This is a genomic window from Auraticoccus cholistanensis (assembly GCF_009742705.1).
Taxonomy (GTDB): Bacteria; Actinomycetota; Actinomycetes; order Propionibacteriales; family Propionibacteriaceae; genus Auraticoccus; species Auraticoccus cholistanensis.
In genome coordinates, this window is record NZ_WPCU01000010.1 from 158,708 (window position 1) to 178,065 (window position 19,358).

18 protein-coding genes are annotated in these 19,358 nt (G+C 73.7%); 8 read left to right on the forward strand and 10 right to left on the reverse strand.

Annotated elements, in window-relative coordinates:
* Nucleotides 1–7 precede the first annotated feature (7 nt).
* Nucleotides 8–1,045: a transaldolase family protein gene (locus GC722_RS14300; RefSeq protein ID WP_156612025.1), complete on the reverse strand. Its 1,038-nt coding sequence runs from the start codon at nucleotides 1,043–1,045 to the stop codon at nucleotides 8–10.
* A 185-nt stretch (nucleotides 1,046–1,230) separates the two neighbouring features.
* Entirely contained in the window at nucleotides 1,231–1,971 is a 741-nt protein-coding gene (locus tag GC722_RS14305; protein WP_197430176.1) for a GntR family transcriptional regulator, read from the reverse strand.
* Nucleotides 1,972–2,151: 180 nt separating this feature from the next.
* Here GC722_RS14305 and iolC point away from each other — a divergent pair, with 180 nt between their 5' ends.
* The 7 genes from iolC to GC722_RS14340 are packed head-to-tail and all read left to right on the forward strand — an operon-like array spanning nucleotide 2,152 to nucleotide 10,401.
* Entirely contained in the window at nucleotides 2,152–3,141 is a 990-nt protein-coding gene (gene iolC / locus GC722_RS14310) for a 5-dehydro-2-deoxygluconokinase (protein WP_156611319.1), read from the forward strand.
* A gap of 23 nt (nucleotides 3,142–3,164) precedes the next feature.
* Nucleotides 3,165–4,010 (forward strand): Cgl0159 family (beta/alpha)8-fold protein, encoded by an 846-nt coding sequence (locus tag GC722_RS14315; RefSeq protein WP_156612027.1) that lies wholly within the window; start codon nucleotides 3,165–3,167, stop codon nucleotides 4,008–4,010.
* Nucleotides 4,011–4,060: 50 nt separating this feature from the next.
* The gene (gene iolB / locus GC722_RS14320; protein ID WP_331714863.1) at nucleotides 4,061–5,002 is read left to right on the forward strand and encodes a 5-deoxy-glucuronate isomerase; all 942 of its coding nucleotides are present in this window, start codon (nucleotides 4,061–4,063) and stop codon (nucleotides 5,000–5,002) included.
* Complete coding sequence (iolD, locus tag GC722_RS14325; protein WP_156611322.1) at nucleotides 4,999–6,915, forward strand: 3D-(3,5/4)-trihydroxycyclohexane-1,2-dione acylhydrolase (decyclizing); 1,917 nt, start codon at nucleotides 4,999–5,001, stop codon at nucleotides 6,913–6,915. The genes iolB and iolD overlap by 4 nt, the downstream gene beginning before the upstream one ends.
* A 50-nt stretch (nucleotides 6,916–6,965) precedes the next feature.
* Nucleotides 6,966–8,480, forward strand: coding sequence for a CoA-acylating methylmalonate-semialdehyde dehydrogenase (locus GC722_RS14330; protein ID WP_331714864.1), 1,515 nt, complete (start codon nucleotides 6,966–6,968; stop codon nucleotides 8,478–8,480).
* On the forward strand, nucleotides 8,477–9,538 hold the full coding sequence (gene iolG / locus GC722_RS14335) for an inositol 2-dehydrogenase (protein WP_331714865.1): 1,062 nt from the start codon (nucleotides 8,477–8,479) through the stop codon (nucleotides 9,536–9,538). The genes GC722_RS14330 and iolG overlap by 4 nt, the downstream gene beginning before the upstream one ends.
* On the forward strand, nucleotides 9,535–10,401 hold the full coding sequence (locus GC722_RS14340; protein ID WP_331714866.1) for a TIM barrel protein: 867 nt from the start codon (nucleotides 9,535–9,537) through the stop codon (nucleotides 10,399–10,401). Before iolG ends, GC722_RS14340 begins: the two co-directional genes overlap by 4 nt.
* A gap of 129 nt (nucleotides 10,402–10,530) precedes the next feature.
* Here the strand turns inward: GC722_RS14340 and GC722_RS14345 are convergent, their stop codons facing one another.
* The 7 genes from GC722_RS14345 to GC722_RS14375 form a co-directional block, all read right to left on the reverse strand.
* Nucleotides 10,531–12,216 (reverse strand): hypothetical protein, encoded by a 1,686-nt coding sequence (locus GC722_RS14345; RefSeq protein WP_156611324.1) that lies wholly within the window; start codon nucleotides 12,214–12,216, stop codon nucleotides 10,531–10,533.
* Nucleotides 12,217–12,223: 7 nt separating this feature from the next.
* On the reverse strand, nucleotides 12,224–13,045 hold the full coding sequence (locus GC722_RS14350) for a carbohydrate ABC transporter permease (RefSeq protein WP_197430177.1): 822 nt from the start codon (nucleotides 13,043–13,045) through the stop codon (nucleotides 12,224–12,226).
* A complete protein-coding gene (locus GC722_RS14355) occupies nucleotides 13,042–13,980 on the reverse strand; it encodes a carbohydrate ABC transporter permease (protein WP_331714867.1) in 939 nt (312 codons plus the stop codon). The genes GC722_RS14350 and GC722_RS14355 overlap by 4 nt, the downstream gene beginning before the upstream one ends.
* 50 nt (nucleotides 13,981–14,030) lie before the next feature.
* On the reverse strand, nucleotides 14,031–15,311 hold the full coding sequence (locus GC722_RS14360; protein WP_156611326.1) for an ABC transporter substrate-binding protein: 1,281 nt from the start codon (nucleotides 15,309–15,311) through the stop codon (nucleotides 14,031–14,033).
* 165 nt (nucleotides 15,312–15,476) lie between these two features.
* Nucleotides 15,477–16,064, reverse strand: coding sequence for a DNA-3-methyladenine glycosylase (locus GC722_RS14365; RefSeq protein WP_331714868.1), 588 nt, complete (start codon nucleotides 16,062–16,064; stop codon nucleotides 15,477–15,479).
* Nucleotides 16,057–16,827: an enoyl-ACP reductase FabI gene (gene fabI, locus GC722_RS14370; RefSeq protein ID WP_156611328.1), complete on the reverse strand. Its 771-nt coding sequence runs from the start codon at nucleotides 16,825–16,827 to the stop codon at nucleotides 16,057–16,059. The genes GC722_RS14365 and fabI overlap by 8 nt, the downstream gene beginning before the upstream one ends.
* Before the next feature lie 68 nt (nucleotides 16,828–16,895).
* Nucleotides 16,896–17,621, reverse strand: a complete 726-nt coding sequence (locus GC722_RS14375) for a beta-ketoacyl-ACP reductase (RefSeq protein WP_331714869.1) — start codon at nucleotides 17,619–17,621, stop codon at nucleotides 16,896–16,898.
* A gap of 22 nt (nucleotides 17,622–17,643) precedes the next feature.
* On the opposite strand from GC722_RS14375, the gene GC722_RS14380 reads away from it, so the two are divergent.
* Nucleotides 17,644–18,471 carry a TerC family protein gene (locus GC722_RS14380; protein ID WP_331714870.1) on the forward strand — a complete coding sequence of 276 codons (828 nt, stop codon included), beginning with the start codon at nucleotides 17,644–17,646 and terminating at the stop codon, nucleotides 18,469–18,471.
* A 3-nt stretch (nucleotides 18,472–18,474) separates the two neighbouring features.
* Here GC722_RS14380 and GC722_RS18540 read toward each other — a convergent pair.
* Nucleotides 18,475–19,358: ABC transporter ATP-binding protein (locus GC722_RS18540; RefSeq protein ID WP_156612036.1), on the reverse strand; the 884-nt coding region annotated here is incomplete at its 5' end.

Here is a 19,358-nt window from a genome sequence, read left to right on the forward strand (position 1 = left end):
GGAAAGCTCAGGGGGCGGGGACCAGCAGGTCGCGCACCAGGGCGTCCAGGTCGGCGTCGGCGGCCAGGAACTGGCGCAGCGTGTGCCGGGTGGCGCCGAAGTCGCCGAACTCGGCGACCGCGAGGCCGTCGGGCTCGTAGGCACGGGAGAACTCCGGCACCAGCCGGGTCAGCGTCTCCACGACCTCGGGGGCGACGGGGACGTCGATGCGGGACTCCAGCGGCAGGTCGGCCGCGTTCACGGCGCGCTGCCAGGCGGTCGGCGGGGAGATGACCAGGTCGCCGCCGACGAGCTCGGTCAGCGGCAGGTGGTTGCGGAAGGCGGCGGCCAGCACCCGGGTGCGGTAGCCGCGGGCCTGGAAGATCTCGTGGGCCCGCTTGAGGGTGGCCACGCCGGCCCAGTCCAGGTACCCCGGCGGCAGCAGCGTCGAGGTGCGGCTGGCGCAGGTGCGCAGCCAGTCGTCCAGCCGGCCGCCCATGATGGTGGCCACCGACCCGAGCTCGCTGTCGTCCCCGCCCCGGCGGGCGATCCCGCGCTCGACGGCCTCGGCCACGGCGACGGCCTGGGCCACGGTGAAGGAGACGGTGGCGTTGATGCTGACGCCGCGGGCGGTGGCCTCCTCGATGGCCACGATGCCGGCCGGGGTGGCGGGGATCTTGACGATGACGTTGGGGGCCAGCCCGGAGAAGTGGACGGCCTGGCGGACCAGCGCCTCGGGGTCGCGGAAGAGCCGCGGATCGGTCTGCACCGAGACCCGGCCGTTGCGCCCGCCCTGGGCGGCGAAGACGGGCTCGAGCAGCCGGGCGCCCTCGACCGTCAGCTCCTCCACCACCCGCCAGCCCAGCTGGGACTCCGTCGCCGTGGGCAGCTCCTCGGCCAGCTCACGCAGCCGGCGCTGCCAGCGCGGCAGGTCCGCCCGGATGGCGGCCAGCGCGATCACCGGGTTGCAGGTGGCGCCGACCGCGCCCCAGCCGAGCGACTCGCGCAGCTCCACGGGGTCGATCGAGTCGTTCCACAGCGCGGTCTGCGGGAACTGCTCGGTCATCCGGCCCAGCCAGGTGGCCGGGGCCGACGTCTGGGGGCTGGGGGCCTCGAGCTGCTGGGTCACCGCTGTCCTCCGCATTCGCTTGGGTCGCACCGACGAGGGTCGGCGCGTCCGTTCAGGCAACCACCCCGAGGTAGACCCTGTCAACCATATGTCCTGACAAAAGTCGGTTCCGGCTCGGACCCTCAGCTGGCCCACAGGGTGGTGTCGAACAGGTGCCGGGAGGCGCGGTAGTAGTGCTGCCCGTGCTCGATCACCGCACCGGCGGTGTCGTAGGCGGTGCGCTCCATGGTCAGCAGCGCCGCACGCGCGGGCTCGTCGAGCATCCGGGCCTCGGCGGCCGTGGCCAGCCGGGCGCCGATCCGCTGGTGCGCCATCCGCGGCTGCACCCCACGGGCCCGCAGGCAGTCGTACAGCCCCGAGCGGGTCAGCTCCTCCGCGGTCGGCGCGATGGCGCGCGGCAGCCAGTTGGTGAGCACCGCGACCGGCTCGCCGTCGGCCGAGCGGAGCCGGCGCACCATCACCAGGTCGGTCCCCTCGGGGACCTCCACGGCGGCGGCGAGCTCGGGGGTGGCGACGACCTCCTGCCAGTCCAGCACCTCGGTGCTGGGCTCGCGGCCGCTGCTGCGCAGGTCCTCGTAGAGGCTGGTGAGCTCGACCGGGCGGCGGATCCGCGCGGGAGCCACCTGGGTGCCCACGCCGCGCCGGCGGATCAGCAGACCCTGCTCGACCAGCGACTGCAGCGCCTGACGGGCGGTCGGCCGGGAGATCCCCAGCCGGGCGGCCATCGCGACCTCGTTCTCCAGCGAGGCGCCCGGGGCCAGCCGGCCGTCGGCGATGGCGGCCTCGATCTGGGACGCGATCTGGTGGTAGAGGGGCACCGGGCTGCTCCGGTTGACCTCGATCCGCAACGCTGTGGTCGTCAACTGACCTCCTGGGCCCTGTGTTGCCGGTCACTGTAGCGGGTGATGAGCCGGATGACCTCTTGAACGTATGTCCTGACAAAGATTGACTGCGAGGACGCGATTGGGCAGGCTGGCCACCGAGGCGGCCGGCAGCCGGTGCGCCAGGACGCGACCGGGTGCAGAGCCCAGGACGGACGGCGGATGCCCCACTCGAGCGAGGCCACCGGCGGTGTCCCCGTGCTCGGGGACGGTGCGCCGGAGGTGCTGACGGTCGGCCGCAGCGGCGTCGACCTGTACCCCCTGCAGAGCGGCGTCGGGCTGGAGGACGTCACCAGCTTCGGCAAGTTCCTCGGCGGCAGCCCCACCAACGTGGCCGTCGCAGCCCGCCGGTTCGGCCACGCCAGCGCGGTGCTGACCGGCGTCGGCGGGGACCCCTTCGGCCGCTTCGTCCGCCGGTCGCTGCGCGAGTTCGGGGTGGACGACCGCTTCGTGGTGACCTTCGCCGACCTGCTCACCCCGGTGACCTTCTGCGAGCTCTTCCCGCCGCACGACTTCCCGCTCTTCTTCTACCGGCCCGCGGCCACCCCCGACCTGGTGCTGGAGCCCTCCTGCCTCGACCCGGCGGCGGTGCGCGGCGCGCGGGTGCTGTGGCTGACGGCCACCGGGCTGTCGGCCGAGCCGAGCCGCGCCACCCACCTGGCCGCGCTCGAGCTGCGCGCGGGCGCCGGCACCACCGTGCTCGACCTCGACCACCGGCCCAGCTTCTGGCCCGACGAGCAGACCGCCCGCGAGCAGGTCCGCGCCGTGCTGCCGCAGGTCGACATCGCGGTGGGCAACCTGCAGGAGTGCCGGGTCGCCGTGGGCGAGAGCGACCCCGACGCCGCCGCGGAGGCGCTGCTGGCCGCCGGTGTCGAGGTGGCCGTGGTGAAGCTCGGCCCGGACGGGGTGCTGGCGCGCAGCCGTGACGAGCGCGTCGAGGTGCCGGCCACCAGGGTCGAGGTCGTGAACGGCCTCGGTGCCGGCGACGGCTTCGGCGGCGCGCTGTGCCACGGGCTGCTGTCGGGCTGGCCGCTGGCCCGGACGCTGGCCTTCGCCTCGGCCGCGGGGGCCCTGGTCGCCTCCCGGCTGGAGTGCGCCGCCGCCATGCCCACCGAGGCCGAGGTCGAGGCGCTGCTGGGGAGGGACCGGTGAGCGCCGCGGGCGTGGAGCAGGTGATGCGCACCCGCCGGCTGCACCCGGACCGGGTGGCCGCCCGGCTGGCCGCCCGCCCGCCCTTCCCGGGTCCTGGCCCGGAGGAGAAGCTGCTGGTGATCGCGGCCGACCACCCGGCGCGCGGTGCGCTCGCCGCCGGTGGCGACCCCTTCGCGATGGCCGACCGCCGCGACCTGATCGAGCGGATCCAGGTGGCGCTCTCCCGGCCCGGGGTGCACGGCTTCCTGGGCACCGCCGACCTGGTCGAGGACCTGGCCCTGCTCGGCGCCCTGGACGGCAAGCTGGTGCTCGGCTCGATGAACCGCGCCGGCCTCGCCGGCTCCACCTTCGAGGTGGACGACCGGTTCACCGCCTACGACCCCGCCGGCATCGCCGCCTCGCGGCTGGACGGCGGCAAGATGCTGCTGCGCATCGTGCTCGACGACCCGGCCAGCGCCACCACCCTCGCCGCCTGCGCGGACGCCGTGGACGGGCTGGCCGAGCGCGGTCTGCTCGCCCTGGTCGAGCCCTTCGTCTGCACCCGCGAGGCCGCGGGCGTCCGCCCCCGGCTGACGGCCGAGGCCATGGTGGCGGCGGTCTCAGTCGCGGCCGGCCTGGGCCGCACCTCCGCCTACACCTGGCTCAAGGTGCCGGTGGTGCCCGACATGGAGCGGGTGCTGCAGGCCACCACGCTCCCCTGCCTGCTGCTGGGCGGGGAGGTGCCGCACGACGTCGACGCCACCCTCGCGGGCTGGCGGCGGACGCTGGCGCTGCCCAACGTGGCGGGGCTGGCCGTCGGCCGCTCGCTGCTGTACCCGCGCTCGGGTGACGTCGCGGCCGCCGTGGACGAGGCGGTGGCGCTGCTGTGACCCGGACCGACGACCTGGCTGAGGACGACGTGGACGACCGAGGAGGAGCTGTGACGATCCCGCTGGCTGGTGACGCGCGCCGCTGGGTGCACCGTGCCCGGACCGAGGCCGAGGCGCCCGGCGACGTGCTGGTGAGCCGGGTGGGCCCGGAGCAGGACGGCTGGTCCCACACCGGGCTGGAGGTGCGCACCCTGGCGCCGGGGGTCGAGCACGGGTGGCGTCTCGACGGCGTCGAGGCCGGGCTGCTGCCGCTGGCCGGCGGCGTGACGGTGAGCGCCCGGGTGCCCGGCGCCGCGGACGTCCTCGAGGTCCGGCTCGACCGGGCCGGGACGGTCTTCGACGGCCCGGCGGACTTCCTCTACCTGCCCGTCGGCAGCGAGCTGCGGGTCACCGCCGGCGAGCGGGGCTGCCGGCTGGCCGTGACCACCGCGGTGGCCACCCGTGGCACCCGGCCGCAGCGGCTGGCCGCGGCCGAGGTGCCGGTCGAGCTGCGTGGCGCCGGTTCCTGCAGCCGCCAGGTGCAGGACTACACGATCTCCACCGGGCTCGAGGTCGAGCACCTGCTGGTCTGCGAGGTCCTCACCCCCGGCGGCAACACGTCCTCCTTCCCGCCGCACAAGCACGACGAGCACGGCGAGCACGAGCGCGAGCTGGAGGAGATCTACTACTTCGAGGTGGCCGACGGCCCGGACGGTCCGGGCACCGCGCTGTTCCGCAACTACGGCACCGACGCCCGCCCGCTGGAGGTGCTGGCCGCGGTGGGCACCGGCGACGTGGCCCTGGTGCCCCACGGCTACCACGGGCCCTGCGTCGCCCTGCCCGGCTACGACCTGTACTACCTCAACGTGATGGCCGGCCCGGCCACCGACGGGCGCTGGCTCAGCGTCGACGACCCCTCGCTCGCCTGGCTGCGCACCAGCTGGGACGACCAGCCGGTCGACCCCCGGCTCCCCCTGGGCCGCCCCGGCCCCGACCCTCAGGAGGCTCGATGACGTCCACGCCCGCCACCGTCCGGCTCACCACCGGCCAGGCGCTGGTGCGCTTCCTGGCCCGGCAGTGGACCGAGCGGGACGGCCGTCGCCAGCGGATGTTCGCCGGCTGCTTCGGCATCTTCGGCCACGGCAACGTGGCCGGCCTGGGGCAGGGTCTGCTGCAGGCGCACCTGGAGGCCGTCGACGCCGGCTTCACCGGGCCCGAGCCCGGGCCGGACGAGCTGCCCTACCTGCTGGCCCGCAACGAGCAGGGCATGGTGCACGCCGCCGTCGGCTACGCCCGCTCGGAGAACCGGCTCCGGATGTACGCCTGCACCTCCTCCATCGGCCCCGGCGCCACCAACATGGTGACCGGCGCGGCGCTGGCCACCATCGACCGGATCCCGGTGCTGCTGCTGCCCGGCGACGTCTTCGCCTCGCGCCGTCCCGACCCGGTGCTGCAGCAGCTGGAGCACCCCGGTGGTCCCGACGTCACCGTCAACGACACGCTGCGCCCGGTCTCGCGCTTCTTCGACCGCATCTGGCGGCCCGAGCAGCTGCTGACCAGCGCGCTGCAGGCGATGCGGGTGCTGACCGACCCGGCCGAGACCGGCGCGGTGACCCTGTGCCTGCCCCAGGACGTGCAGGCCGAGGCCTTCGACTGGCCGGTGGAGTTCTTCGCCGACCGGGTCTGGCACGTGGCGCGCCCGGTGCCCGAGCCCGCCGCCCTGGAGCGCGCGGTCGCCGCCATCCGCTCGGCGCGACGGCCGCTGCTGCTCGCCGGCGGCGGGGTCGTCTACTCCGAGGCCGCGGACGCGCTGCGGGAGCTGGCCACCGCCACCGGCATCCCCGTGGCCGACACCCACGCCGGCAAGGGCGCCATCAACTGGGACCACCCGTGCGCGGTCGGCGGCCTCGGCGCCACCGGCGCCAGCAGCGCCAACGCGCTCGCCGGCAGCGCCGACCTGGTGATCGGCGTGGGCACCCGCTACACCGACTTCACCACCGCCAGCAACAGCGTGTTCGGCCCCGGCACCCGCTTCGTCAACCTCAACGTGGCCGCGGTCGACTCCGCCAAGCTGGCCGCCGAGCCCGTGGTGGCCGACGCCCGCGAGGGCCTCATCGCCCTCACCGCCGCCCTGACCGGCTACCGCACCGAGGACGCCTACCAGTCCGAGGTGGCCGAGCTGGTGGCCGCCGCCCGCCGTCACACCGACGAGTGCTACGACCGCGGCCACGGCCCGCTGCCGGCGCAGACGGAGGTGTTCGGGGTGATGAACCGCACCATGGCGCCCGAGGACGTGGTGATCAACGCCGCCGGCTCGATGCCCGGCCAGCTGCAGCAGCTGTGGCGGGCCAGCGTCCCCGGCGCCTACCACGTCGAGTACGGCTTCTCCTGCATGGGCTACGAGATCCCCGCGGCGATGGGCGTCGCGCTGTCGCGCCCGGACGTGCAGGTGGTCGCCGTGGTCGGCGACGGGACCTACCAGATGATGCCCCAGGAGCTGGCCACCGTGATCAGCGAGGGCATCAAGATCGTGGTGGTGCTGCTGCAGAACCACGGCTTCGCCTCCATCGGCGCCCTGTCGGAGTCCACCGGCTCGCAGCGCTTCGGCACCCGGTACCGGATGCGCTCCGGCACCGGCCAGCTGGACGGCGGCACGGTGCCGGTCGACCTGGCCCTCAACGCGCAGAGCCTGGGCGCCGACGTGCTGCGGGCCACCACCGTCGAGGAGTTCGCCGAGGCCTTCGCCACCGCGCTGGCCGCCGAGCGCACCACCGTGGTGCACGTCGAGACCGACCCGGTCGGCCCCGGCCCCGACGCCACCGCCTGGTGGGACGTCCCCGTCAGCGAGGTCTCCACCCTGGCCACCACCCAGCGGGCCCGCGCCCGCTACGAGCAGGACCGGCAGCGCCAGCGCCGCCCGCTGTGAACCCACCGACCCACCAACACCCGACCCGGCAAGCGAAGGACCCCACCACCGTGAGACAGACCACCTCCTGGATCGACGGCCGCCCGGCCACCACCGACTCCACGACCTCCGGGCCGCGCCGCAGCCCGGTGCTCGACCCCTCCACCGGCGAGCAGGTGGCCGAGGTCGTGCTGGCCGGCGCCGACGACGTCGACCGCGCCGTCGCCTCCGCCGTCCGCGCGCAGGTCGCCTGGGGCGAGCTGAGCCTGGCCCGCCGGGTGAACGTGCTGTTCTCCTTCCGCGAGCTGCTCAAGGGCGCCGCCGACCAGCTGGCCCGCCTCATCAGCGAGGAGCACGGCAAGACCGTCACCGACGCCGCCGGCGAGGTCGCCCGCGGCCTGGAGGTGGTGGAGTTCGCCTGCGGGCTCCCCCAGCTGCTCAAGGGCGAGTTCTCCGGCCAGGCCGCCACCGGCATCGACGTGCACTCGGTGCGCGAGCCGCTGGGCGTGGTCGCCGGCATCACCCCCTTCAACTTCCCGGTGATGGTGCCGCTGTGGATGAGCCCGGTGGCCATCGCCACCGGCAACGCCTTCGTGCTCAAGCCGTCCGAGCGCGACCCCTCCCCCTCGCTGCTGCTGGCCGAGCTGTGGCAGCGCGCCGGGCTCCCCGACGGGGTCTTCACCGTCGTGCAGGGCGACCGCGAGGCCGTGGACGCCCTGCTGGTGCACCCGGACGTGGCCGCGGTCTCCTTCGTCGGCTCCACCCCGGTGGCCCGCCACATCCACCGCGTCGCCAGCGAGCACGGCAAGCGCGTGCAGGCCCTCGGCGGGGCGAAGAACCACGGGGTCGTGCTGGCCGACGCCGACCTGGCCGACGCCGCCGACCAGCTCACCGCCGCGGCCTACGGCGCCGCCGGCGAGCGCTGCATGGCGCTGTCGGTGGCCGTGGTCGAGGAGAGCGTGGCCGACCAGCTCATCACCCTGCTGGCCGAGCGCGCCCGGGCGGTGCGGATGGGGCCGGGGTCCGACGAGGGCACCGACATGGGTCCGGTCATCTCGGCCCAGGCCAAGGAGCGCATCGAGGGGCTGATCAGCAGCGCCGAGCAGGAGGGCGCCACGCTGGTCGTCGACGGCCGCGGCGCCCGCGTCCCCGGCCACGAGAACGGCTTCTTCGTCGGCCCCACGCTGGTCGACGGCGTGACGCCGCAGATGCGGGTCTACCAGGAGGAGGTCTTCGGGCCGGTGCTGGACGTCGTCCGGGTCCGCGACCTCGCCGAGGCCGTCGAGCTGGTCAACGCCAACCCCTACGGCAACGGCACGGCGGTGTTCACCTCCTCCGGCGAGGCGGCGCGCACCTTCCGCCGCTCGGTGAAGGTGGGCATGGTCGGCATCAACGTGCCGATCCCGGTGCCGGTGGCCTGGCACTCCTTCGGCGGCTGGAAGGACTCGCTGTTCGGCGAGAGCCACGTCTACGGCCCCGAGAGCATCCGCTTCTACACCCGCGGCAAGGTCACCACCGAGCGCTGGCCCCACCGGGCCACCGCGCCGGCGGCGTCCTTCCACTTCAGCGGGGACTCCGGCCGGTGAGCGCGACGGCAGCCGGCGACGTGCTGAACGTCGCCGTGATCGGGGCGGGCCGGATCGGGCGCGTCCACGCCCGCTCCGTGCTCGCGCACCCGGGCACCCGGCTCGCCCTGGTGGCCGACGCCTCCCCGGTGGCCGCCCGCGAGGTGGCCGAGTCGGCCGGGACCCGGTGGACCGACCAGGTCGACGACGTCTTCGCCGACGACCAGGTCGACGCGGTCGTGGTGGCCTCCCCCACCCCGTTCCACGTCGACCACATCGTGGCGGGGGTGGCCAGCGGCAAGGCGGTGCTCACCGAGAAGCCGGTCGACCTCGACCTGCGCCGGGTGGACGCCTGCCTGGAGCAGATCCGCGGCTCCGAGCACCGCGTGATGGTCGGCTTCAACCGCCGCTTCGACGCCGGCATCCAGGAGATCCGGCAGCGGGTGCTCGCCGGCGACGTGGGCGAGGTGGAGCAGGTGGTGGTGACCAGCCGCGACCCCAGCCCGCCGAGCCCGGAGTACATCGCCAGCTCGGGCGGCATCTTCCGCGACATGACGATCCACGACCTCGACATGGTCCGCTTCCTGGTCGGCGAGGTGGCCACCGTGCAGGCCACCGGCCACCAGCTGGACCCCGTCACCGGGGACCACCACGGGGCGGTGCTGGTGCTGACCGCCCGGAGCGGGGCCCTGGCCACCATCGTCAACTCCCGGCACAACGCCTCCGGCTACGACCAGCGGGTGGAGGTGGTCGGCCCGCGGGGGGCGCTCAGCCAGGCCAACCACCGGCCCACCGCGGTGTCGTACTCCTCGGCGGAGTTCTCCGACCGGCAGCGCCCCTGGGTGAACTTCTTCCTGGAGCGCTACGCCCAGGCCTACGCCGCCGAGCTGGACGCCTTCGTCCGGGCCGTCAGGACCGGCGAGGCCCCCTCGCCGGGCATCGCCGACGGCCGGGCGGCCCTGCTGCTCGCCGACTGCGCCGTGCGGTCGGCGGCCACCGGCCGCGCCGTCGCGGTCGAGGAGCTGGACCCCGCCACCGCGACCGCGGTGGCCCCCACCACCGCAGGAGGACAGCAGTGAAGATCGCCGGGGCCCCCATCAGCTGGGGCGTGTGCGAGGTCCCCGGCTGGGGTCACCAGCTGGGTTCGGAGGTGGTGCTGCCGCAGATGCGCGCCCTGGGGCTGCAGGCCACCGAGCTGGGGCCGCAGGGCTGGCTGCCGACGGCTCCGGCGGAGCGGGCGGCCGCGCTGGCCGAGCACTCGCTGCAGGCCGTCGGCGCCTTCGTGCCGGTGGTGCTGCACAGCGAGGTCGACCCCCGCCCGGCCCTGGAGGTCGAGCTGGACGCCTTCGACGCCGCCGGCGGCGACGTGCTGGTGCTGGCGGCCGCCACCGGGCAGGACGGCTACGACGAGCGTCCGCAGCTCACCCCGCGGCAGTGGCAGCACCTGCTCGACAACGCCCAGCGGGTGGCCGACCTGGCCCGCGAGCGGGGCATCACCCCCGCGCTGCACCCCCACGTCGGCACCCAGGTGGAGAACCGCGAGGAGGTGCTGCGGGTGCTGGCGGGCACCGACCTCGGTCTCTGCCTCGACACCGGTCACCTGCTGGTGGGCGGAACCGACCCGGTCGAGCTGGTGGTGCAGCAGCCGGAGCGGATCAGCCACGTGCACGCCAAGGACGTCCGCATCGAGCTGGCCCGCCGGGTCGGGGCGGGCGAGCTGGGCTACACCGAGGCGGTGAAGCAGGGGCTGTACGCGCCGCTGGGCGAGGGCGACGTCGACCTGGCGGCCATCGTCTCGGCGCTCACGGCGGTCGGCTACGACGGCTGGTGGGTGCTGGAGCAGGACGTGGTGCTGACCGGCCCGCCGCAGGGCGAGGGACCGCAGGCGGACGTGCGCGCGAGCATGGAGCACCTGCGCGGTCTGGCCGGCCAGCAGGGCTGAGGCGTCACCACCGGCCCAGAACGCCGCCGCTGGTCCACCTGCCGCGCGCGTCCTGGGCCGGTCGTGCGTCCGGCCGCGAGCGTGCCCCGGCAGCGGCAACGGCCCTGGGTCTGAGGACCCGGGGCGGGCTCAGGCGGGACGGGGACGCAGGTCCAGGTGCCACCGGCCGGGCGCCCGGCCCACGACGTAGACCCGCGGCCCGGGAAGGGCGTCGGTGCCGCCGAGGAAGGTGTAGGCCTCGCCCGGGGAGTAGCCCACCGGGACACCCGGCTCGGCCGGACGCCCCGGACCGAACTCGATCACGTCGCCGCCGCAGCGGTAGCTCCCCCAGCCCTCGGCCAGCAGGTGCCCACCGGTGGGGTCGAGCGGCTCGACGCCGGCCAGCTCGCCACCCGGGTCGAAGCACAGCTCCAGCGCCCAGGGGGCGGCGGCACCGGTGATGCTCCAGCCCAGCCGCAGGCCGTCCGCGGTGTGCTCCACCTGCACCTCGGTCTCGAGCCGCAGCTCGTCGCGGGCCCGCTCGGGGAAGGACATGGCGGCCGCGTACCGGCCCTCGAAGCCCAGCTCGTAGACCCCGTCGGCGCGACGGGCGCTGGCCGGCAGCGGCTGGGAGTAGCCGGCGGCCACGCTCTCGCGCAGCACCAGGGCGTCCTCGTCCCCCGGGTCGACCAGGGTGCCGCGGAAGGGGCCGAGGCCGAAGAAGGTGCGGGAGAGGCGCACCGAGCGGAGCACCGCCGCGCCCGCGCGCAGCCGCAGGAAGGTCGGGTTGACCGCGGCGCCGGAGCAGACCCGGCCCAGCGCGGGGACGTCGGAGCCGCCGTAGACCACGGTGCGCACGCTCCCCCGGCGCTCCACCACCAGCCCGGCCGAGCCGAAGACCCGGCGGCCCTGCGGTGCGGGCACGACGTCACCTGGCGGCACGTCGCGGTCCAGCCGGGGGTCGAGCAGCGCCTCGGCGAGGGCCTCCACCCCCTGCACCGGCATCGCCGTCCACCACTCCCGGCGGGCGGCCGCCGCGGCGCAGGTCGGGCAGCCGTCGAGCAGGGCGAAGCGGCGCAGCTGCAGCGAGAAGGCGTTGACCGGGAAGCCGGCGTGCTGGTCCTGGCGGCGCGAGAGCACGGTCTCGACCAGGCCGTCGTCGTCGGTGAGGGCGAGCACCGCGTGCAGGTTGCGGTGCACCACCGCGGCCAGCTCGGGGCGGCCGAGCAGGTCGGCCAGGGTCAGCAGGCAGGGGTTGGAGACGTAGGCGGCGTAGTTCGGGCTGCGCTCGGAGTAGATGCCGTCGGCGTCGACGTCGACGCCCTCGGCCAGCCACTCCTCGGCACGCTCGCGGGCTGCGGGGTGCAGGTGCTGCAGCCGGGCCAGCGCCGAGGCGATCTCCCAGCGGTGGTTCGGGGTGTGCACCGCGCCGGCGACCAGGGCGGGCAGGGCGGCGCTGGCCACCGCGGTCAGCCGCTCGCGCAGCTGCGCCAGCCGGGGCTCGGCCGGGTCGGCCTGCTCGAGGAGCGTCAGCGCCGAGCCGAGGTCGTTGAGGCTGAAGCTGGAGTCGGGCGGGGAGGAGATGTTGCCGTCGGAGGAGAAGAGCCCTGCCTCGTCGGCCAGCGCGGCGAGCTCGGCCGTCCACCGCAGCGCGGTGTCGAGCACGCCGGGGTCGCCGTACCGCGGCGACGCCGGGCTGAGGTGGGCGACCAGCGCGGCACGCACGCCGGCCATCGTGACGCGGTGGCCCCGGGCGGTCAGCGGTCCGGCGGCCTCGAGCTCGGTGAGGAGCTGCTCGGCCAGTCCGGCCGCGTGGGAGGTGAAGGTGCTGGGCACGCGCGGGTCAGTCCTTCAGGCCGGAGTTGAGGTCGGCGCTGAGCACCTGCCGCTGGAACACGACGAACAGCACGACCATCGGGATCAGCGAGATGACCGAGGCCGACAGCAGCACCGACCAGTCGATGTTGTCCGCCCCGACGATCGAGCGCAGCGCCAGCTGCAGGGTGTAGCGGTTGGGGTCGTTCAGCACGATCAGCGGCCAGATGTAGTCGTTCCAGCGCCACTGGAAGCTGAAGATGGCCAGCGTGATCGCGATCGGCTTGGCCAGCGGCAGCATGATCGAGAAGAAGGTGCGGATCTCCCCCACGCCGTCGATGCGGGCCGCCTCGAGCAACTCGTCGGGCACGGTGCGGAAGTACTGGCGGAACATGAACACACCGGTCGCGGTGAGGATCGAGGGGACGATGATGCCGGCCAGCGAGTCGTAGAGCCCCAGCTCGCGGATCACCGCGAAGGTCGAGGGCATGATGACCTCGGTCGGCAGCATGGTGGTGGCCAGGATGCAGATGAAGAACACCCGCAGCCACCAGTGCCGGTACTTGGCCAGCGCGTAGCCCGTCATCGCCGAGACCAGCACGGTCAGCAGCGTGGTGAGCACGGCCACCAGGCCGGTGTTGCCGAAGTAGCGCCAGAAGTCGAAGCGCGTCCAGGCGGTGACGTAGCCCGAGATCGTCCAGTCCTGGGGCAGCAGGGTCAGCGGCAGCGAGAACAGCTCGCTGCCGGGCTTGAACGAGCTGAGCAGGAACCACAGCACCGGGATCGCGTAGGCGACCAGCACGGCCAGCAGCACCGCGGTCATCAGCAGGGCGTAACCACGTTGCTTCACGCCAGGTCCTCCTTGCGGTCGAAGCGCAGCTGGATGATGGCGACGAGGACCAGGATCACCATCAGCACCATGGACACCGCGCTGGCGTAGCCGATCTCGGCCCGCTCGAAGCCGGTGCGGTAGATGTACTGGACGAGCAGCATGTTCTCCGTCCCCGGACCACCGCCGTTGAGCGCCTGCACCATGGCGAACTCCTTCATCGAGCCGAGCGTGCCCAGCAGCACGACCAGGAAGCTGGTCGGGGCCAGCAGGGGCAGCGTCACGCTGAAGAAGCGCCGCCGCGGCGAGGCGCCGTCGATCTCGGCGGCCTCCAGGTAGGACTTCGGGATGTTGCGGATGGCGGCGACGAACAGCAGCATGTTGAACGCGGTGCCGCCCCAGGTGCCGGCCAGCAGCACCACCACGAGCGCCCAGTCCGCGTCGGTCTCCCAGCGCACCGTCCCCAGCCCGAGCAGGGCCAGCAGGTGGTTGACGAAGCCGAAGTTCTCACCGAACAGCCAGCGCCAGATGACACCGGTGACGATGGGCGAGATGAGCCACGGCACGAAGAGCACGATCTTGGCCAGGCTCTTGCCGCGGGCCGCCGGGGAGGTGATCAGCACGGCCACGAACAGCGCCGCCACGAAGTGCAGCGGCACCGCCAGCACCGTGTAGAGCGCGGTCCGCCCCAGCGAGGCCCAGAACTGGTCGTCGGCGAGCAGCTCGGCGTAGTTCTCCGCGCCGATGAACTCCGCGTCCCCGACCCCGGAGTAGTCGGTGAAGGAGTACCAGATGCCCAGCGCCGCCGGCCCCACGAAGAAGGTGGCGAACAGCACCACCGAGACGCTGATGAACAGCGCCGGGGCGAGCCGCTGCCCGGACGGCGGGCGCCGGCGGTCGCGCCGCACGGTCGCCGGCGCCGCCTCCAGCGACACCTGGTCGGTCACACTGGTCACGGCTGTCTCCTCGCTGGGGCGGTCGGTGGGTCGGCGCTGGGCACCGGGACTCAGCTGCTGAAGGCCTCGGTCATCAGGGCCGAGACGTTGGCGATGCACTCGTCCACCGTCTGCTCGTCGTTGAGGTACTTCACGACCTCGTCGCGCAGCGGGTCGCCCTCGGTGCTGAGGCCCTGGACCTCCCAGGACAGCTCGAGGGCCTTGATCTCGGCCACGATCGGGGCCGAGGCCGCGATCTCGGCGTTGTACAGGTCGAAGGCCTCGGAGTTCTCGCCGTAGTCCACGTCCACGTCGGCCACGGTGGGCAGGAAGCCCGAGATCGTCGCCAGCTCCTGGTAGTTCTCCTTGGTGAACAGCCAGTCGACGAACGCGGTCGCCGCCTCCGACTGCTCGCCCTCGAAGACCACCAGGGAGGCCGCGTTGCCGTACTGCACGGCGCGCACCGGCTGGCTCGGGGCCACCACGCTGACCCACTCGAAGTCGGCGATGTTCTTGGAGAAGTCGGCGATCTGCCAGGAGCCGGAGTAGTAGGCCGCCACGTCGCCGCTCTTGAACAGCGCGTTGCCGTCGGCCTGGCTCAGCCACACCGAGCGCGGCATGAACTCGTCGTCGTTGAGCTCGTAGAAGTACTCCAGCGCCGTCTTGGTGGCCTCGTTCGTGGTGAACGTGCCGTCGGGGCCGGGCTGGAACATGGTCGAGCCGAACTCGTAGAGGAAGGACTTGAGCCGGTGCGAGGAGGCGTCCATCACCAGGCCGAAGCGGGCGCCGGCCTCCTTGACCTCACGGGCCGCGGCGACGAACTCGTCCCAGGTCCAGGAGCCGTCGGGACCGGTCGGGTACTCGACCCCGGCCTCGTCCCACAGGGTCTTGTTCAGGTACAGACCGACCGCGGTCAGGTCGGTGGGCAGCGACAGCACGGTGCCGTCCTCCTCCACCGCCGACAGCTGCGGGTCGACCCCGTGCGCGGTCTGGATCTCGGCCAGGTCCACCACGGCGTTGCTCCACACCGGGTCCACCGCGCCGACCCGGGCCAGCGCCGGCAGGTCGTCGGCCTGGGCCGCGTTGCGCAGGCGGGTCTTCAGGTCGTCGTTGGCGATGTCGATGATCTCGACGGTGACCCCGGTCTGCTCCTGGTACTTCGCCGCCATGGCGGCGAAGCCGCCGCCCTGGTTGGCGTCGCCGGAGAGGAAGAACTGCAGCGGGCCGGTCGACCCGCCGCCCGGCGCGGCCGTGTCGCTCCCGCCGGAGCAGGCGCTGAGACCCACGGCGGCGGACGCGGCGAGCCCGCCGGCGATGACGCCACGACGGCTGACGGTGCTGTTGAGAATCACTGTCCCTCGTTCCCGGCAGCCCCCCGGCTAGCCGACCTCGTTGTCAGGCCGCCTGCTGGCGGCTCGAGCGGGAACGTAGCACCACCGATCGGCGCCGGTCAAAGTTTGACCGGACATATGGACGTCCGAACTTCAGCGCTTGCGCTTCGGCGCCTGGGCAACCCTTCAAGGAGCCGCCCTCGGCGAGCGGCGGTAGGCCGAGACGGTGGGCTCCCCCGCGAGCCAGAACCGCCAGGGCCGGTCGGCGGCCCGGCTCACCCCGACCCGGGGCCCGGACAGCACCGCGGCGGGCGAGGGCGGACGTCCCCGCACCAGCCGGGGCGGCCGGGCGCCGGTCAGGTCGGCACCGAGGTCGGCGAGCGTCAGCCCCAGCGCCGAGCACAGGTTGCCCGGGCCGCGGGCGAGCCGGACCGGGTCCTCGGTGCCCCGCCGCCGGACGGCGAGCTCCAGGCCCTCGACCACCTCCCCGGCCCGCAGCAGCACCGCCTCCCCCTCCCCCTCGGCCCCGGTGACCACGTTGGCGCAGTGGTGCAGGCCGTAGGAGCGGTAGACGTAGAGCCGCAGCGGCGGGCCGTACATGATGTCGGAGCGCGGGGTGCGGGTGAAGGCGTGCGAGGCCGGGTCCAGCGGTCCCGCGTAGGCCTCCACCTCGGTGATCCGGACGGCCACCCCGTGGCCGTGCAGCACCGCCCCCAGCAGCGCCCGGGCCTCGGCGAGCACCCCGGGCCCGCCGGCCGGGTCGGGCTCAGGCACCCATGGCGTGCACGCCGCCGTCGACGTGCACGATCTCGCCGGTGGTGGCGGGGAACCAGTCGCTGAGCAGCGCGACCACCGCGCGGGCGGTGGGCTCGAAGTCCTTGGGGTCCCAGCCCAGCGGGGCCCGCTGGTCCCACACCTCGTTGTAGGTCTCGGTGCCGGGGATGGCCCTCTTGGCCAGCGACTCCAGAGGACCGGCGGCCACCAGGTTGCAGCGGATGCCCTCGGGGCCGAGGTAGCGGGCCAGGTAGCGGCTGGTGCTCTCCAGGGCCGCCTTGGCCACCCCCATCCAGTCGTAGCCCGGCCAGGCGATGCTGGCGTCGAAGGTCAGCCCGACCACCGAGCTGCCGGCGCCCAGCAGCGGGCGGCAGGCGGTCGTCAGCGAGGTCAGCGAGTACGCCGAGACCTGCAGCGCGGTGGCCACGTCCGACCAGGGGGTCTCGAGGAACTTCCCGCCCAGGGCGGTCTCGGGGTTGGCGAAGGCGATCGAGTGCACGATCCCGTCCAGCCGGTCCACGTGCTGGCCGAGCTGCTCGGGCAGCGCGGCCAGGTGCTCCTCGTCGGAGACGTTGAGCTCCAGCAATGCCGGCTCGGTCGGCAGCTTCTTGATCACCCGGCGGGTGATCCCCATGGCCCGCCCGAAGTTCGACACCACCACGGTGGCGCCCTGCTCCTGGGCCACCTTCGCCGTGGCGAAGCCGATCGACGTGTTGAGGGTGACTCCCGCCACCAGGATGTTCTTGCCGTCCAGGATGCCCATCTGCTCTCCTCGCTTCGTGTCTCGACCGCCTCGCCGAGACGTGGGTGTGCCAGCCGCCGGGACCGGGGTCAGTGGCCCATGCCGAGGCCGCCGTCGACGGGGATGATCGCCCCCGAGACGTAGCCCGCCTGGTCGCCGGCCAGGAACTCCACGGCCGCGGCGACCTCCTCCACGCCGCCCAGCCGGCCGGCCGGGATGCGCGCCTGGTACTCCGAGACCTGCTCCGGCGGCAGCGCGGCCGTCATGTCGGTGCTGATGAAGCCCGGCGCCACCACGTTGGCCGTGATGCCGCGCGAGCCGAGCTCGCGCGTGATCGAGCGGGCCATGCCGACCAGGCCGGCCTTGGAGGCGGCGTAGTTGACCTGCCCGGCGGAGCCGAGCTGGCCGACCACCGAGGAGATGAACACCATCCGGCCGAAGCGGGCCCGCATCATCGCCCGCGAGGCGCGCCGGGCCAGCCGGAAGGAGGCGGTCAGGTTGGTCTCGACGACGTCGGCGAAGTCCTGCTCGCTCATCCGCAGCAGCAGCGTGTCGCGGGTGATGCCGGCGTTGGCCACCAGCACCTCCACCGGTCCGAGCTCGGCCTCGACCGTGGTGAAGGCCTGCTCGACCTGCTCGGGGTCGGTGATCTCGCAGCGCACCGGCAGCGCGCCCTCCGGCACGTCCCCGCTGCGGTAGGTGGCGGCCACCCGGTGGCCCGCGGCGACGAACCGCTCGGTGATGGCCCGGCCGATCCCCCGGCTGCCGCCGGTGACCAGCACGACGCGGCCCTTCGTGGTTGCTTCCTCTGGCACCCGGTCACGCTATCGTCTGCGCGTGGATTTCCTGACCAGCCCTGAGATCTGGATCGCGTTCCTGACCCTGCTGGCCCTGGAGCTGGTGCTCGGCGTGGACAACGTCGTGTTCATCTCCATCCTCGCCAACCGGCTCCCGGAGTCCCAGCGCCGCCGCGCCCGCCTGGTCGGGCTCTCGCTGGCGCTGGTGATGCGGATCGTCCTGCTCTTCTTCGCCTCCTGGATCGTCGGCCTGACCGACACCCTGTTCGGCATCGGCCCCTGGGAGGCGCTGCAGATCAGCGGCCGGGACCTGATCCTGATCCTGGGTGGGGCCTTCCTGATCTACAAGGCCGTCACCGAGATCCACCACAAGCTGGAGGGCGAGGAGGGCCACGACTCCGGCAGCGGCCGGGCGGGCACCACCTTCAGCAAGGTCATCCTGCAGATCGTGCTGATCGACGTCGTGTTCTCCCTGGACTCGGTCATCACCGCGGTCGGCATGGTCGACGAGCTGGTCGTGATGATCGCCGCCGTGGTGATCGCGATCGGGGCGATGATGTTCCTCGCCGACCGCATCGGCCGCTTCGTCGACCGCCACCCCACCGTGAAGATGCTGTGCCTGGCCTTCCTCGTGCTGATCGGGGCCACCCTGCTCGCCGAGGGCTTCAACGTCCACGTCAGCAAGGGCATGATCTACGGCCCGATCGCCTTCGCCATCGGCGTCGAGGCCCTCAACCTCGTCTACCGCGGCCGGGCCGCCCGGCGCGCCGGGCGCTACGAGGAGCCGGTGCACCTGCGCTCGAAGTACGTCGAGCAGAACGAGGCCAGCACCCTCAGCGCGCCCAAGGGCGCGGTCGAGGAGCGCTGAGGCTCAGACCCGCAGCGGGGACCGCGGCTCCTCGGAGCCGCCCGGGTCGCCCAGCCGGCCGACCTGCTCGGCGTGCAGCCGGGCGTAGAGCCCGCCGGCGGCCAGCAGCTCGGTGTGGGTGCCCCGCTCGACCACCCGGCCGCCGGACATCCCGTAGATGACGTCGGCGGCGCGGATGGTGGAGAGCCGGTGCGCGATGGCGATGGTGGTGCGGTCCCGGGTGGCCCGCTCCAGCGCCTCCTGCACGAGCCGCTCGGTCTCGCTGTCCAGGGCCGAGGTGGCCTCGTCGAGGATCAGCACCGGCGGGTTCTTCAGCAGCACCCGGGCGATGGCCAGCCGCTGCTTCTCCCCGCCGGAGAGCCGGTAGCCGCGCTCGCCGGTGATGGTCTCGTAGCCGTCGGGGAAGCTCATGATGCGGTCGTGGATGTTGGCGCCGCGGGCCGCCTGCTCGATCTCCTCCGCGGTGGCCCCGGGCTTGGCGTAGGCGATGTTGTCCCGGATCGTGCCGTGGAACAGGTACGGCTCCTGGGTCACCATGCCGACCGCGTCGGCCAGCGAGGAGGCGGTGAGGTCGCGCACGTCCACCCCGTCGATGCGGACCGCTCCCTCGGTGACCTCGTGGAAGCGGGGCACCAGGTAGGTGAGGGTGGTCTTGCCCGACCCGGACGGCCCGACCAGCGCGGCGAGCTGGCCGGGCTCGACGGTGAGGCAGACGTCACGCAGCGCCCAGCCGTCGCCGACCCCGGTGCCGTCGTGCTCGATCCGCACCCCGCTGTCGCCGAAGCGGTCCTGCACGGGGGCGCCGCTGAGCGGACGCGGCTCGGGGTAGCGGAAGCTGACGTGGTCGAGCTCCACCCGTCCGGCCATGGTGGCCACGTCGAGCTCGA

What these genes read in the sequence shown, in the direction of transcription:
- GC722_RS14300 (WP_156612025.1), bottom strand. Translation starts at nt 1,045, where the DNA reads ATGACCGAGCAGTTCCCGCAGACCGCGCTGTGGAACGACTCGATCGAC.
- iolC (WP_156611319.1), top strand. Translation starts at nt 2,152, where the DNA reads ATGCCCCACTCGAGCGAGGCCACCGGCGGTGTCCCCGTGCTCGGGGAC.
- GC722_RS14315 (WP_156612027.1), top strand. Translation starts at nt 3,165, where the DNA reads ATGCGCACCCGCCGGCTGCACCCGGACCGGGTGGCCGCCCGGCTGGCC.
- iolD (WP_156611322.1), top strand. Translation starts at nt 4,999, where the DNA reads ATGACGTCCACGCCCGCCACCGTCCGGCTCACCACCGGCCAGGCGCTG.
- fabI (WP_156611328.1), bottom strand. Translation starts at nt 16,827, where the DNA reads ATGGGCATCCTGGACGGCAAGAACATCCTGGTGGCGGGAGTCACCCTC.